This window comes from Azospirillum lipoferum 4B (assembly GCF_000283655.1).
In the GTDB taxonomy this organism is placed as follows: Bacteria; Pseudomonadota; Alphaproteobacteria; order Azospirillales; family Azospirillaceae; genus Azospirillum; species Azospirillum lipoferum_C.
In genome coordinates, this window is sequence record NC_016585.1 from 142,573 (window position 1) to 158,585 (window position 16,013).

At 65.4% G+C, this 16,013-nt stretch carries 8 protein-coding genes; 4 read left to right on the forward strand and 4 right to left on the reverse strand.

The features are described from left to right. The first annotated feature begins 4 nt into the window (after nucleotides 1-4). Genes AZOLI_RS14490 through AZOLI_RS14505 form a run of 4 tightly spaced genes read left to right on the forward strand, consistent with a single transcriptional unit; the run spans nucleotide 5 to nucleotide 6,375 of the window. Nucleotides 5-814 (forward strand): serine/threonine-protein kinase, encoded by an 810-nt coding sequence (locus tag AZOLI_RS14490; RefSeq protein ID WP_044551314.1) that lies wholly within the window; start codon nucleotides 5-7, stop codon nucleotides 812-814. Continuing rightward, nucleotides 811-3,840, forward strand: coding sequence for a DEAD/DEAH box helicase (locus AZOLI_RS14495; RefSeq protein ID WP_014187920.1), 3,030 nt, complete (start codon nucleotides 811-813; stop codon nucleotides 3,838-3,840). The genes AZOLI_RS14490 and AZOLI_RS14495 overlap by 4 nt, the downstream gene beginning before the upstream one ends. A 7-nt stretch (nucleotides 3,841-3,847) precedes the next feature. Continuing rightward, the gene (locus AZOLI_RS14500; protein WP_014187921.1) at nucleotides 3,848-5,107 is read left to right on the forward strand and encodes a hypothetical protein; all 1,260 of its coding nucleotides are present in this window, start codon (nucleotides 3,848-3,850) and stop codon (nucleotides 5,105-5,107) included. Then, complete coding sequence (locus AZOLI_RS14505; RefSeq protein WP_014187922.1) at nucleotides 5,104-6,375, forward strand: hypothetical protein; 1,272 nt, start codon at nucleotides 5,104-5,106, stop codon at nucleotides 6,373-6,375. The genes AZOLI_RS14500 and AZOLI_RS14505 overlap by 4 nt, the downstream gene beginning before the upstream one ends. A gap of 221 nt (nucleotides 6,376-6,596) precedes the next feature. Here AZOLI_RS14505 and brxL read toward each other — a convergent pair whose 3' ends face one another. The 4 genes from brxL to AZOLI_RS14525 are packed head-to-tail and all read right to left on the reverse strand — an operon-like array spanning nucleotide 6,597 to nucleotide 15,917. Next, a complete protein-coding gene (gene brxL / locus AZOLI_RS14510) occupies nucleotides 6,597-8,648 on the reverse strand; it encodes a BREX system Lon protease-like protein BrxL (RefSeq protein WP_014187923.1) in 2,052 nt (683 codons plus the stop codon). After that, the gene (gene pglZ, locus AZOLI_RS14515; RefSeq protein WP_014187924.1) at nucleotides 8,645-10,960 is read right to left on the reverse strand and encodes a BREX-1 system phosphatase PglZ type B; all 2,316 of its coding nucleotides are present in this window, start codon (nucleotides 10,958-10,960) and stop codon (nucleotides 8,645-8,647) included. Before pglZ ends, brxL begins: the two co-directional genes overlap by 4 nt. Next, nucleotides 10,957-12,699, reverse strand: a complete 1,743-nt coding sequence (locus AZOLI_RS14520; protein ID WP_014187925.1) for an AIPR family protein — start codon at nucleotides 12,697-12,699, stop codon at nucleotides 10,957-10,959. The genes pglZ and AZOLI_RS14520 overlap by 4 nt, the downstream gene beginning before the upstream one ends. Continuing rightward, nucleotides 12,696-15,917 (reverse strand): Eco57I restriction-modification methylase domain-containing protein, encoded by a 3,222-nt coding sequence (locus tag AZOLI_RS14525; RefSeq protein WP_343206317.1) that lies wholly within the window; start codon nucleotides 15,915-15,917, stop codon nucleotides 12,696-12,698. Before AZOLI_RS14525 ends, AZOLI_RS14520 begins: the two co-directional genes overlap by 4 nt. Between the last annotated feature and the right edge of the window lie 96 nt (nucleotides 15,918-16,013).

Sequence of the window (16,013 nt, forward strand, 5' to 3'; positions counted from 1 at the left end):
CATCATGCTGACGGTCAGTCTCGACCTTCGCCTCGACATCCTTGCCGAGATTTATCCCATGGCGGACACCGGCCGCGCGCTCTTCAAGGTGCGCAGCAGCCTGGACGGCCTCACCTATGCCTTGAAGCAGTTCAGCCTGGAGCGGAACAACGGAGGGGCGATCCGCCGGGAGATGGCGGCGCTCAACCGCCAGCTCAACCATCCGGAACGCTTTCCGCGATACCGCGCCTACTTCGAGAAGGACGGCTTCGGCTTTCTGCTGCTGGACTGGATGGATGGCACGCCGCTGTCCGGCGCGGTTTCCGCGGCACCGGTCCGCGGACCCGCCGAAGCCGCATCGCGCGTCGAGATCCTGCGGCACATCTGCGAGGCCTTGAGCTGGGTGCATCGCGTACGGCACCTTCATCGCGACTTGAAGCCTCAGAACATCCTGCTGCGCGATCCGCGAGACCCCCGTAAAGGCGTGGCGCTGATCGACTTCGGCCTCGCCCTGGAGCGCCGCGGCGGTCTGGAGGGCACGCCCGGCTACACCGCGCCCGAACAGACCGACCGGCCGGACTTCCCCCTCGACCAGCGGACCGACCTGTTCGCCGTCGGTGCCATCGCCTGGTGGCTTATGACGGGTCAGGAATTCCGCTATTTCGGCGACGGCGACGGGTGGTCAGGCGTCGGTCCCGGAACCTTGTGTGCGCTTGCTCCCGGCGTTACACCCGCGTTGGAGGCCGTCATTCTGCGGGCGCTCGCCTATCGTCCGGATCGGAGGCCGCGTTCCGCGCAGGAGTTGAAGGCGCAGTTGGCCGGAGCCCGGTCATGACTGCCGACCGGCTGTCCTTCTGGCATCCCGCATCGCTGGTGACGCTTCCGGGCGCTCTCCCCATCCTGCTGCCGCGGAACGCCGCCGATTTCCGCGGGCGCTGGCCGGGCGCGACCGTTCCCAGCCTCGACCAGCTTGCCGCGGAACTTGCGCAGGCGACGATGTGCTGCGTGCGCTGCCGGCCCGCTCGCGAGGGTGGCCGCACCTTCGTCGACATCCTTACCGGACGCCTTCTCATTTCCGCCTGGGCGCCCGACGGGGAAGCACCGAAACTGATCCTCAGCAAGAACGGCGTGAAGCCGGCCCTGGGCGGTGACAAGTCCGGCATCCTGGCAGCGGGCGGGCGGGTACGGGTGCAGGGTGTCGAGCTGGTGAGCGGCACCGCTTTGCGCCAGCGGTTCGAGGAGCGTGCCGACGCCTACCGGTCGGGCGACTATGTCCGCTGGATCCTCAATGCCCCTCCGGCCTCCGCCGGCGGCGGTACGGTTGACGAGGACGACGAAGGCGAAGGCGAGGCGGGGTCCGACGCCGAAATCGGGGAATCGGGAGTGGCGTGGGCGGCCGACCTTCTCCGCCAGGTGACGGATATTGCCCACGAGCTGGAGGATGAGGAACTCAGGGCCGAGCCGCCCTTCCAGTATGTGGCGCGGCGGGCCGAAGCGCATCGTGGCAATGTCCAGCAACAGTTCCGCCTGACCCTGCCGGAAGCCGACCACCGCCGGCTGATCGAGCGGAAGGCCGCCATGCTGGAACGCATGGACATGGCGAGCGGCGATACGCTGCAGATGCAGGTGCGGGATCTGGAGGCCGGAACGGGCGAGATCATCGTCTCGGTGCCTCGCCAGATCGATGCGGCGGCGCTCCCTGCGACGGGGGAACTGCGCCTCGCCAATCCGCCGGTCCTCAGGCGGGTTCGGGAACAGGTCATCGACCGTCTGGCCACGGGGCAGGCGGCGAACCGCTGGCTCCTTCCCCTGTTGGGGGGAGAGCACCCGTTTCCTCCCTTCCACGCTCCCACGGTCGAACCGCCTCCCGGCGCGACGCCCATGCCGTCGCAGCAGGAGGCGATGAACCGGGCCGCCGGCAGCCCGGACGTCTTCCTCGTGCTCGGACCGCCGGGGACCGGCAAGACCACGGTCATTCTCACCTGGGTCAGGCATCTGGTGGCCGAGGGCAAGCGCATTCTCGTCACGTCGCAGAACAACAAGGCGGTCGACAATGTGCTGGAGCGCCTCGCGCGCGATCCCGCCACCACCTGCGTTCGCCTCGGTCAGGAACACAAGGTCTCGACCGCGGTCCAGCCCTTCCTGATCGACAACTGCGCGGCGACCTTGCAGAAGCGGCTGCTGACCGATGTCGAGACGGTCCTCGCCGACCTCGATGCTGCGGCAGCCTGGGCCGAACAGGCGCCGGCCGCCATCGCGCGGCAGGACGCCGCGCTTGCGGAACTGGCGGCGGTGGAACGCAGGCAGGAAGACGCCCGTTCGGCGTTGTCCCGGATCGGCGCCGACCTTCGGCAGGCCAGGGAGACCGCGGCTGCGGCCGGCACCGAGTACGAAGAGCAGCGCAAGGCTCTGAACGACCTTCTGGTCCGGCAGCAGGAGGCCGCCTCCGCCAGCGGCTGGCGTGCGCCCTTCGCCCGCGTCGGCGGACTCTGGGCCACTATGAAGGAACCGTTCGCCACCAAGTCGCTTTCGGCTGCGGGAGAGCGCAAGCGCTTGGCCGACCAGGCCGTGGCCGCGGCGCAGTCGCGGCTGGGCAACCTGCAGGCCGATGTCGACGCGCTGGCCGGTCAGGCCGCGTCGGCGCGTGCCCGGTTCCGCTCGCAGCTGCCGCCCATCCCGGACTCGTCCTTGCCGCCCCGCTTTCGCCCTTGGGATACGCTGAACGTCGAGGCGCTGCGGTTCGGCGCGCGGGAGCGGCTGCTGGAGGATGCGCGACGCCTTGCCGATCTCCGTCTGCTGGTCGGGCGCTGGCGGAACGCCGTCGCCGAGAGCCGGCAGGAAACCCTCTATCCCCAGCTCATCGCCGGCGTCGACGTGGTGGGGGCGACCTGCATCGGAATCCATACCAGCGCCGCCTTCCGTGACGTGCAGTTCGACGTTGTGATCGCCGACGAGTCGGGACAGATCCAGGTCCAGGATCTGATCGTGCCCCTGTCGCGCGCGCCGAAGGCGATTCTGGTGGGCGACCACAAGCAGCTGCCGCCCATCGTCAAGCCGGAATTCCGTGACGCCCTGACGGCCCGCTACGTCGAGGACGACGGGCTCATGAACGTAAGCTGGTTCGAGCATCTGTGGGGGCGCGTGCCGGACGACCGCAAGGCGGTTCTGGACACCCAGTTCCGCTGTCCCGCCGTCATCAGCGACTTCATCTCGTCCAGCTTCTACGAGGGCCGCTATCATGCCGGTCCCGGCATGGCGGCGACACCGCTGTGCGGTGCCTTCACGTCGCCGCTGGTGCTGGTCGACACCAGCCTGCACCCGCGCCGCGGCGAAAGCTCCCGACGCGCCGGCGGCAGGACGGAGGTGCTCGGCAATCGTCTGGAAACGGAGCTGGCCGTCTCGCTGCTGGACCGGGTTCTAGCCGAAAGACCGGACGTCGCCATGGATGGCGAGGTCGGCATCATCGCGCCTTACAAGAGCCACGTCGAGGAGGTCCGCCGCGCGCTCGACCAGGCACGGGCCGTCGGAGGGCCGATCGCCGAACTGACCTTGCCGGCCCGCGACGTGGTGGCCAGCGTCGACAGCTTCCAGGGACAGGAGCGCAAGCTGATCATCGTGACGCTGACCAGGGCGAACTCCGCAGGCGTCATCGGCTTCCTATCCGACTGGCGCCGTCTCAACGTGGCAATGACGCGGACCAGGCATCAGCTCGTGCTGATCGCCGACATGGCGACGATGACGAGGCGGCGGAAAGACCCCGTGGCGAAGGAGGAAGCCTTCCGCTCGGCAATGGAAGGCCTGCGCACGCACGCGCGCAGGCACGGACAGTTCATCGATGCCCGTACCCTGACGGGCGAGTAGGTCACGCATGCAGCCAAGGCGATTCATCCCCTTCGACCGCTTCGTCGTTCCCGCCGTCGCCGCCGGAGCCCGTCCGCTTCTGATCGGCCGGGTCCTGTACCCGGTGATCGAGGTCCAGGTCGTTCTCCGCGAGCGCTCGCGGGGGGACATGTCCGAGATCGAACTGGCGTTCCTCGCCGTCATCTCCGCCGGCATCGACCGGACGGAAGACCTCCACGCGCTGCTGGCGGTGCGGGAACGGTTCGCGGGTCAGCTCCTCGACCGGCTGGAAGGGCTAGGGCTCATCGACGCTGCCGGCACGGAGCTGCGGACGACGGAACTCGGGGACCTGTCGCTGCGCGAAGGCGCGCTGGTCAAGGATGTCGAGCGGGCGCTGCTCGTCTGTGGATTGACCGGACATCTGCTGCCGCGCGAGGTGTACGATCTTCCCCGGCTTGCGCCGGAGAAGGCCGCGTCGAACCTTTTCGGGCGGCGCTTCCTGGAACCGCGGGACGGAGTTCCGAACCGGATCCTGTCGTTGCGGCTGGACGCGATGCGGAACGAAGGCGGACGCGAAGCCCTGGCCCGCTTCGGCATTCCGGACGAGGCAGTCGCCATCAATTCGGTGGGCGACGGCATCGGCAGATTCGTCGAGGGCGGCCTCGTGCTGGCGGCGGACCCCGGAGGCGGCTGGATGGGGGAACTCCGCCTGGGCTCCGCCACCGCTCTCGCCCTGGATGGCATGCTCGACCTGCTGGTCCCGGAGATGGACATCGCGCTGGCTCAGAGCCACGACGCAAGGGATCGGCTGGCCCAAGCCCTTGCCGCGCATGGCGTCGCCCTGGAGGGCGCGCCGTTCGTTTCCGAGCGGCGCGGCATCGAGGCGCGGGTGACGGCTCTGGCGCCGCCGAAGCCGCTGACCCTTCAGGGCCGGTCCTGGCTTTCCCGCCTCGGCACGCCGGATCAGCCTGCGCTTCCCATCTGGGAGTTCCGGGCCACCGGACCGGACGACCGCCGCCGTGACATGCTGGACGGGGCCTGCATGTATCTTTCGACGGACGAGCCTGCGCTGTGCCGCGATGCCCGCGCCCTGCGCATCGCCGGTGAGGCGGCCGATCGCTGGTATGCCACGCCGCGCGCCAAGCGTGCGGCGACTGTGGGGGCCGACATGTGCGATGCCCTCGAGGCCGCCGGGTACGAGCCCGGACGGGTTCGGGTTCTGGCTGAACGCCATGGGGACGGACAGGTTCTTCGGCATCTCGACGAGGTGGAGCTGGTCGAATCATGAGCATTGCCGATTCCCTGCCCGCGGATGCACGATTCCGTCTCGCCGCTTGGCTGCTCGTGCCCGTCCGGACCGGGCTTCTGGCTGGAGCCGCCGCGCCGCCGACCGGCTGGACCGGCCTCGCCGGCGGTGCAGCCGGCCCGACATGGGGCACTCCGGACGATCAGGCGCGCTTCTTCCTCGGCGGACTGCGCCGCAGGCTTGGTTTCGACCATGGGCGGCGCTGGAGAATGGAAGCGGTGCCGCCGACGGAGTTGCGCTGTGGGGCTAAGGCGGCGGCTCTGCGGGTCGTTGATCTGCTGGCGCTGGGCGAATGGGGTTTCCTGTTGCTCCGCGTCGAAGCTGCCGACCTGTTGACGGCCGACGAGGTGCTGCGCTTCAACCGCGCCCTGCCGGCCTGGATTCCGCGAACCGTATCCGAACATCTTCCGGACTGGCACGTCGGCGACGGCGTGATGCCGCTGAGCGGTGTCGTGCGCCGGCTGCTGCCGATGGGCGTGGAACCGGCGGAGGAACTGGACTGGTTCGGCCATGACGTGCCCCTGATCCTGATGGTGACGCGGGACGCCGCGGACGGCGTCGAGCCCGACACCCTGACGGCGGCCCTGCTTGCCGGACTTCCGCCGGCACGTCCGGACTACACCCTTGCGGTGCCGGAACAGGAACGGCTGGTCGGGAACACCATGGCGGTCTGGCGGAACTGGCTGGTCGGCCAGCACGGCGCCCGCACGCTGTTCTATGCCGCAGGCGAAACGCCGCTGACGGTCAACATCGACCGCTACTACCATCTGCTGGTCGTGCTGACGGCGCATCAGCAAGTCCGATTGTGGGATTTCATGGAGCGGCTTGCCGGCCTACCCGACGCCGGCATCGGCAGCGAGGGTCTCGACCTTCGCCGTGAGCTTGCCGAGTTCCGCCGGATCTACATGCCGTCGAAGGCGTCCACCTATCCGATCGGGGATCGGCTATACCGCTTCTTCATGGATCGGGCGGCCGTGGACGAGCTGGCGTCGACAATCAACCGCGACATCGCCGAACGGGACAAGGTCGAGCAGCTCATGGGCCAGCGACGGGAATCGGCGATCCTGACGGCGCTGACGGCCATCGCGTCCCTCGCCGTGCCGGCCACCACCGTAGCGACGATCCTCCAGCTCGACCTGGATAAGCTCGGAAGTCCGCTCCATTTCTGGGGACCTGCTACGATTGCCACCGCGCTGGCAGTTGGTATCGTGGTCATATCGTGGCTTCGGTCAGGTGCTCCTAAACGATAGGGCGTCGAGTCTGATTGGCGAGCAACTTTGCCCGCCGATCCCATCGAATAGGCAGATTAACTCATCGTCACTCCCGTAAATGACCGACAGGGTGTCCGCGGGCTCGGTAGAAGCTCAGTCGCCAATCAAGGTTAATGCGTGGAACGCTGCCATTGCCGCGCACGCTCTGCCAGCCCAGTAAGCAAACACGCTTGCAGTACACCTGGAACAATCGTGGCAAATCAATCTTCTAGCGCCTTGAAGACCGCGTCCGCGGCGTCTTTATAAAATTCAATACTGATCCTGGTCCACAGCTCATCGGGAAGGTCGTTGAGCTGCTTGCGGGCGCTGACCGGCATCAGGAGCGTCTGTGCCTGACGGTCCACAGCCAATTCAGCGATGCGCACCGCGTTGGGAATGAGTTCGACCGACCCGCCGAGATTCAGCGAGCCGACCACGATCGTTCCTCCTCGGCTGTTCCGACCCAGCAGCGAACCGCAAAGCGCGACCAGAACGGGAAGGCCCAGACCGGCCCCAGTCTTATCGCTGTCCATAGCCCGCATCTGGATGGAGAACTCCTCCTCACGCGGATTGCGATCGCCGACCATTTCGCGCGAGCGGGCGTAGAGATTCTGTTCGCCGACTTTGACGCTCTCCCGGAGTGCCGGCGGTGTCGGCTGATTCAGGATCTTCACGCCACTTCCAGGTCCGCAGGTCACCTCAAGCCGATACAGGCCCGGCGCCGTCTCCGCCGAGGCGCCCACCGCCCAGACCTGACCCGGGGGCAGGGGATCGCTCTCGATGGCTTCGTCGCTGTGGAGCTCGGGCGTCGAGACGAACTGCTCCACCCCATCGGCTCCCAGGGTATAGCTGAAGTGCGTGTTCCGGAACTCGCTCTTGAACACGCGCTTCTGCTGCTCCTTGACCCGCCGGCGGGCCTCCAGCGCCAGTCGGACGATCCACTCCAGATCTTCATCCGGGATCGGCGTGTCCGGGTCCGGGAAGAGCAGCTTGGCAACACCGTTGAATGTCTTGCGCACCGCCTCGATGTCGCGGCCGCTTAGGGCGCCGCCGAAGTGGACGCGCTCGAGCGCCTGAGTCCGATTGACGCTGCGCAGCCGGCTCCAGCACTCGCTGATAAAGTCGCTAACAAGGCCGAAGTGGTCGGTCAGGTGCTCGGTCGGGCTGAGCTTCGGGAAGTCCCAACCGGGCACATAGGCGTGGAGGCGGTCCATGAAGGCGGTGTCGTTGCGCATTTCCGGCGGCAGCGGACCGAGCAGGTGTCCGATCTTCTGCTGCTGCTCCAGGTCGACATCCAGATTACCGACCATCACGATGGCCCCTTCGGCCCGGATGTTCTCCTTCCCCCGGCTGAACTGGCCGGAGGCCATGTAACCCTTCATGATGTTGACGCCGTCCTTCTGGTCGAAGGACACGCCGGCAACCTCGTCGAAGCAGACCACATCATAGCGGCACACCAAGCCGCGCTCGCCCGACGAGTTGTTGACGAACATCTTGGCGACCGTGGCCTTGCCGCCGGAGATCAGGTGAGCGTAGGGCGAGATTTGTTGGAACAGGTGGCTCTTGCCGGTACCACGTGGACCCAGCTCCACGAGGTTATAGTTCGATTCCACGAAGGGGGCCATGCGCAGCAGCATGACCTGCTTTGCCCGATCCGTGAGGGAGGATGGCTCAAGGCCGACGGAGCGGATCAAAAAATCCAGCCATTCACGGGTGGAGAATTTGGCGCGGCCGCGGGCAAGTACCTCCAACGCATCGGATTTGGAGAGCTGAATCGGGCGCAGCGCCTCGATGCCGAAGGGCCTGCCGCCCTTCTCCTGCGCGATGATGGCATCATACGACAGAGTGACCTCGGCATAGAAGCCGTCGGTCAACATGCGTTCGTTCTCGCGCACGACGCTGTCATCGATGCGCACGTCACGCAGCGTCAGGCTGGGCAGTTCGGCGATATAGCAGTCGTTCTTCGTATCCAGGCGCGCTTTGACGATATCGATGATCTTGACCGAGCCGCGGTCGCGCGCCTGGGCCTTGAACAGCTCCTCCGTCCCGGTGCGGACCGTCCGGTCGCGGAGCTGCTTTTCAACGATCTCCAGACCTTCGGCGATCTCCTCCTCATCCACGCTGGCGCAGTAGCGGCCGAGAAGGAATTCGACGACGTAGGTCGGCACCGGGTACTGCCGGGCGTACCGGCGGACCAAGTCCTTGCGCACGAGGAAGCCGTCGAAGGCAGCAGCGCCAAGCCGGTCCAGGCTGTCCATTTCCACGTTCATCATTCGTCTCCGACGGTCGTCATCTGCGCCGCGATCACATTGCCATCCGTGTCGAGAACGACGACGAAGGCGGCCGTGCCCATGTTGCTGTCGTCCTCGACCGCCAGACTGGCCTCACCGGTGTCTTTCAGCTCCTTGACGGAGGCGGCGATGCTGGTGCCCGGATTGTTTCGCTTCTGGCGAAGGTCCACGGCCAGTCCCGGCGTGGAGGTCTCGACCTTGATCCGGACACGCAGGCCACGCCAACCCACCTGCTTGATGGTGGCCGAGATGGGCGCCGCGCCACGGGAAACGGTCAATTCGGGAATGACGCACTCCTGCGGGCTGATGCCGCCGTGAGCGTATGCCGCATTGGCCAGATAGGATCCGACCCCCGGTGGCATGGCGATGCGGACATGTGGGTCCCAGTACCAGGGGAAGGTCGCAGCCCCCGGCGAGGCGCCGTCCTTCACGGCGGCGCAGCGCGCCCATTTCGCCGAGGTCACCGACTTGGGCAGGTCGACCTTCGGCAGCCCGTCCGGCATGAGCAGCCAGCCATGGTCGGTGACGATGCGCACGCGGGGCCAGCCGACCGAAAGAAGGCTGTCGATCAGCATGACCAAGTCGGACAACTCGTCTTCGATCTGGCGGACGAGCCCGATGTCGAGTTTGTGCCCCAACTCATCAAGCTTGCCGGTCTCACACCATCCGACGTCGCCGGCTCTGGCCGGTCCCTGCGGGCTTGCCGGCGCGACGATGACGGCGCCCTTCTGCTCCAACGCTTGCCGCAGCTTCAGGACGCCTGCCGCCGCCGTCGTTCCGGACAGGTGGGGGCAGAAGTCCTCCGGTGCGCCGCCCGGCCCGATGATCGGCCCGACCGGCATGGCGACGGGTTTGGCCGTGGCAGTGACCGTCGGCAGCGGCGCGAAGCGATGCCCTGCGGTGCAGGGAAGTTGCAGCCCCTCCAACTGCTCCTTTAGCGCCATGGCGACGTCGTAGCGGAGTCCATCCACGAACAGGAAACAGGTCCCGGCTTCGGGCGTGAACGGATGGACCAGCGCGGACGCCGCTGTATCCGAGGCCCCCAGCAGGTCCTGGAGATGGCGGGCCGACTGATCCAGCCAGGGCAGATACAGGGCCCGGATGACCCGGCAGAGCAACCCGGCTTGCGGCTTGTGCGCCATCGCCTTGGTCAGAGCCTCCAGCGCCGCGCGATCGCAGCGCCACCCGTCGGCGGCATAGGCGTCCGCCATCGCGGCGGCATTGGCGCCGCCCAGGCCGGACCGCGCCATCTGGGCCAGTTTGGCCAGCGGCTGCAAGGCGTCCGCCAGGGGGCTCTCGCCCAGTTCAGCCCATGGGGAGTTGCGTCGGTCGGCGTGCTCCGCTTCCAGGGCGATGACCTTGTCGCAGGCGTCCTGATGCGGCAGGTCGACCGCGGCCTCCAGCCCGGCCCGCAGTTTTACCTCGCCGTCCTCATTGAAGCGGGGGTTGCGGTCGCTCCCGGCGAACAGGTCCTTGTAGGACATGCGCAGGACCTTGGAGAGGCCCGGATAGAGTTTGGGAGCGGCACAGAACCGCCGCCAAACGCCCGCCCAGGTCGGCGACTGGTCATTCACCAGCTTGTCACCGGCTGCCGTCACGCCGTCCGCTTCCGGGTCGAAGCCGTAGGTCTTAAGCCAGAGCTGGCGGATGGACTGCCATTTCCCGTCGTCGCAACGCTGGCGGAAGGCCCCCGGCTCGCTCATCCAGCTCAGCAGGTCGCCGACCGGGTCATCCACGTCAAGCTTCAGCAGGTTCTCTGCATCGATGCGGCGACCGAGGAGAGAAACCACGGGTTCGGTGGCCACACGGGGGAGCATCCGCAACAACGCCTTGCGGGTGGCCTGATCGCCGGCGAGGTCGATCTCCAGAACCGCCTCCACGAACCCCTCGACCGTCCAGTCGCGGCCGTTCCGGTGGTGCCAGGTCTGGCCGCGGTAGCACAGCTCCACCAGCGGCTGATGGGCGGGCGGACAGTCCTCCGCCGAGCGCAGCACCGCGCGCGCCACCCCCGGCAGGTAGAGCACGGGGATGGCATCCGCCGGCAGGTCGAGATCGGGCAAGGCGCGGTCGACGACGCATTTCAGCCAGATCGCAGGCCCCGTCTTGTGTTCCGGGTCATAGGGTCCCAGCGCATACAGGTGCGGCACCAGCTTGCGCAGTGGCTCGACCAGGGGCCGCCACTGCCCGTCCGGATCGGTCCAGAGGATGGCGGCCGGCGGCGCGACGCCATCGGCTGTCTTCCCTGCATCGGCCAATCCGTGCTGGATCGCCTCCAGCAGGGTCTTGGGGCTCATACCGCTTGCCCGGCTTCGCGGGCGTCGGAGCGCTTCTCAGGGGTGTCCTGCGCCTCATTGACCAGATTTGGAAAAGCACGCCACGGATTTTCTTCGGGATCCTTGTATGTATCCTTGAGCCTGCTGAATTCGGTCAGAAGGAAAGATTCTGCACCCTTCTCAAGATGATCAACCGCGTGAAGAAATTTGCGATGATCAAGTTGCGATAGATCTCTTGAGCAGACGTTATCGATAACCCACTTTCCAAGCAGCATGCCAGCCGCTTTGAAGAAGGTATCTCTCCTTCTTTTGTTTTCACGGAGCAGCCGGTCCTCTGTATGTCTTTCTGGAAACGACTCCTTGATATAAAGTCGCTCGACCTGCTGCCGGATCAGGCAGGCAAGAATTGCCTGCGCCCCGTTGAGCGATCCGGTGAACACATTGTCATAGTGCTCGCGGAAGAGAGCGGACTCATTCGGTACGTCAATAATTTTCCTGCGCCACACTGCGTAGACGGAGCGGGCCACATCGAGGCTGGTGAACTCCTTAGGAGCAATTGGTCGGTCAAGCCGCTTGCGGCGGTACCGATAGCCGAGTTCCTCAATCGATTTTTCAAGAAGAATCTGCACTTCGTCATTCGCTCTCAGATCGGAGAGAGTTACCGGGTTCTGATTGTTGGTCGCCCAGGTGATGCGCTCGACCAGTTCCTTGTTTTCCGGCAGTTCGTAGATGCGGGTCAGCACGCACGCACCGGGCGCGGGCGTCTCGTCGCCCAGAACGCGGCCAATGATGAGACTGGTCTGTCCGCCATTCACAATCTGGATATTGTCAGCCTGCAGAATTGGGCTCTCATGTGCCCCCTGATGATAATCGACGCGATCGCAAGTAATGGTCAATCCGTTATTGTAGAAATAAAAGTTCCCGCAATCGTCGTTCGTTTGGAGGGATTTCTCAATTTCGGAGTTGACCGAGTCCTTTTCCGCGCCGAGAAAATACCGGACGTTCCGTCCGACAAGCCGAATGTCGTATTCTTTAACCAACCGCGCAATCTCTTGTACAGCAACCTTTCCGATGATTACCCTGTGTCCGCCGATTTCCTCTTCCAGGTACTTCCCCTGCAGCTTTATCGTGTCATTCACGGGTTCGGTCGGATGCCAAAGGCGGTGCATCTCCGTGGGGCCAAAATGGATCCATTTGGACGGGAGCTTTTTCCTGCGGACGGCGTCCTTGATCCGCGTCTCGACGGCATCGACCCAAGTGCGCCCGTTGCTCGCCATCAGCACCGTGACATCGGGAATGCGGCCTTCCCGCAGCAGCTTGCGGAAATGGTCCACCTGCCGGGTCAGCCGTGAGTTGCCGGCGAACTCCGCGTCGGGGTCCAGCAAGGTCTCCAGCGCCGATATCATTTCCGTAACGGCGCCCTGTTCATAATTGCAGGCACCGTCCAGCCGATCGTGAAGCTTGCTCTGGATGAAGGTCAGCTTGAATCGCGTGCCGGTCACTGACGACACGACGATCGCATCGACGCCATAATCGTCTTTGCCGTCCACCACCGCGTCGAGCGCATCCGCATCGTCAAGGCCGCAATAGAGCTTCAGGGTGAGCACGGTCAGGGCTGCCGAACGCAGGCGCCTTTCATCAACATCCAAGTATCGGCCGGTGTCCGTCGGCGTGATGCCGATGATGCCCGCCAGCCGGTCACGCAACGCCTCGACGGTCTCGCCGACCCTCTGGTCGACCAGTTCAACTGCGGCTTTCATGCTTCGCCCCCCTTCCGTTCCCGCGCCGCGCGCTTGGCGTCGTTGCTGTAATGAAGATCGTTCCAGCGCTGGCCGTCGGGCTCGTCACCCGTGCCGGCGAAATTCGCCGTCTTCTGATCCCAGTTCCAGAACCAGGGATAGTCGTCCTTCGGGCGCGTCGGCTCCTTCCCGCGGTCCTTGTCCCACTTGATGCGCGGGGTGACGCGCAGGATGCAGGCGGTGGCGGACTTGGCGTCCAGGGGGCGGGCGGTCAGGAAGGGGCGGATGTTCATGCGCACCCCGTCATTGACGTCCGGCTCCCAGCCGATGGCCTGACGGCGCAGCGGCTTCCAGCGGACGAAGATGTCGTAGGGCGGCTCCCCCTCCAGGATGGCCTCAAGCCGGCCGCGCAGATGCTCCGCCGCGGCCAGCCGGCCCTCCGCTCCATCGGCACCCGCCTTCACCTCCGTCCGGCAGCGGTCGATCCATTCCCGCAGGTAGGTATAGACCAGCTTCTCCAGCGTCCGCCGGCCCTCGCCGCCGGGGGCCGCCAGCTTGTGATAGTTCACCAGGGCGTGGAAGCCGTCATCCTGCCGCCCGTCCCAGACATGCCAGATGAAGGGCCGGTTCTGGAACAGCTCCACATGCCGCTTGAAGAAATGGTTGCGCAGATAGGCGTCGAGGTCGCGCGCCTTGCCGTCGCCGGCGGCGGACAGCAGGGCGGTCAGGCGCTGCGGCGTCCAGTCGGCGCCATAGGCGGAGGCCAGCAGGGCGGACAGGCGCTCCGCCGCCGCCGGTTCCCCCTTGACCGGGGACAGGCAGACGATGCCGTCGCTGTCGGCATGGGGCTCCAGCCCGTCCGGCTCGGTGATGGCCGGGCAGTCCATGAAGCTGCTGCCGGTCTGGCGCGGCCAGCGATAGCCCAGCAGCCGGGCCACCGCCACCTGCAACGGATCGTCCGAGCCGACGGGATGGCCGTTGAACAGCCACTGGGTCGGGTCGTCGGAATGCGGCTTCGGCAGGCCGTCCGGGTATTTCTCCGCCGCGACCCTCTGCCAGTGGGCGAGGTCGAAGGGGATCAATTCGAAAGTGCCATTGTTCACCTTACTGCCTGGCTCAATTTTTCTGACTCGCTTAGTAAGTTCACCAGAATGAGCAAAGCAAAGCAGTGCAGATACGTGCTCCCTGTTGTTCGGAATGAGAACGCAAACATTACTGTCAAAAATTTCACCGCCATAGATGGTTGCGGGTAGCAGCCGCATTTGGCCGATAGAAACACCAATATTTCCCCAGGCTTTCGTTCCTTGCCGCCGTGCTACGCTTGATCCTCCATCAGCCCACCAGATAACGTTGGACTGTCCGCCATAGTTCTTTTGCTCCTGAGATGTCGACTGCATTGGATGCCAGTTTTCCGTCAACGCTGGGGTTTCCCAGAAACTGCGCACCAGTCGGTCGTCATCGCCAGTCTTTAATCCCTGAGATGCTCTGGCGAAATGGCCAATAATATTTCCTTTGTGCCCGCCCTGAAGGTCGAGGCGCGAATCCTTGCCGACCAACGCAGTCGAGGATGGAAGCACCGTGAACCCGCCACCTTCTTGTCCGGAGAGTATTGCCTCTTTCACTGAGATGCTCTTATTCTCTCCGGCATCAATGAGATTGATGTGCGATGTTACAATGTTGCTCCTACGAGACATAGCGAACAGCCCTGTTCGCGCTGCCCACCAATTCATATCTTGGAACGCAGCCGGACCAAGTAGGGCGCAGATATCTAATCCGTTCTTGATCAGGGATGTTTTCCTCAGATCACGATAGGCTGGTAAAAAAAGCCAATTATCCGGCGCAACGGTACTAAAAGTCCCATTTGGGACAATTATCTCCAACAGCCGCTCCATGAAGACGGTAGCAATGTCGTTTTTTGATCTCGGATAGTGCTCATCTATCCAGTTTCGCAACGAGTCTGACTGTTTTCCACGTCCCAAATACGGTACGTTTGTCGCCACCAGCACATACCGATTCGCTAGCAACTCCGCCGCCTTGGCAAGGCCTTGTGCGGCGACGGCCATTTCTGCTACCTCGTCGCTGCCGTCGGCCAGCGCTTGCGTCAGGATCGGTTCCAGCAGGTCCCAGTCGGCGGCGAACAGGTCGCCGCCGGCCCGACGCGGTTCGATCAGGCTACCCAGCACCGGCGCTTTCTCGAACAGGTCATACAGGCGGGACAGGCCGGTGCGGATGCGGCTGTCCACCTGCGCGTTCAGCAGCGTCGCCTCCGCGCCCAGCAGGTCGGTCCTGGCCTGCGGGTCGGCGGCGCGGGCCACCTTGTCCGCCAGCTTCAGGAAATCCTGCTTCGCCATGCCGATGGAAAGGCCGGAGCAGGCGAGATGCAAGGGCGGCAATTGCACGTACTCGCCGATCAGGCGCCAGGCGGCGAAGGCCAGATTGAAGGCGGCAATCTGGGTGCAGCGAAAATCGATCTCCAGCCCGTGCAGATTGTCCCGCAGCACCGCCAGCACGGCGTCCTTCCGGTTCAGCCCCTCCTCCGCCATGCGCAGCGCCGCCAGGATGGGCAGGGTGAAGACCAGGAAATGGCCGGACCCCATGCAGGGATCGAGGAAGGTGATGTCCTTCACATCCCCGGGCCAGCCGGGGAAGGTGCCGGCCGCCGGGCGCCAGTCGCCCTCGCCGCCATCCTCCCGCGTTTCCCGGACGAAGCGCAGATAGGTCCAGTCCACCCCCGGCAGGGCGCAGGCCGCGCGCAGCTCCGCCTCGTCCGCCGCCCCGGCGGCGAGCGCCGGGTTCGCCGACAGGATCTTGCCGGCCCACCACGCCCCCAGCGTGTTGTGCAGCAGGAACAGGACCATGTAGTCCTCGGTGAAGAGCTGGGTGACGGCCGGCAGCTCGTCCGCCCCGATCGGCCCGCCCGACTTGTTGACCCTCTCCTTCTCGTCGGCCTGCCAGAACTGATAGACCCAGCCCAGGCTGTCGTCGGCCCGGAACACGGCGGGCGGCAACGCCTTCAGCCGGTCCTCCAGCGCCGAGCGGGTCTCCGGCGGCAGGGCCAGGGCCAGCGCCGGATCCTCGCTGCGGAAGATCTCCGGCAGCATGCGTTGGGCATAGCCGGCGGCGAGCTCCAGCCAGTCCTTTCCCTGCTCCCGCGCCAGTTCCTGGACATCGGCAAGGGTAAGCGCCAGCCCGTCGTCGATCAGCAGGTCGCTTTCCGCCAGGAAGCGGGCGAACAGCATGCGGTGCCAGTGCTCGTACGCCACCTCCGGCACCAGCCGCTTGATGTCCTGGCTGCCGTCGGAGCGGCGCTCGTCGCCCAGCCGCTTGGCATGGGC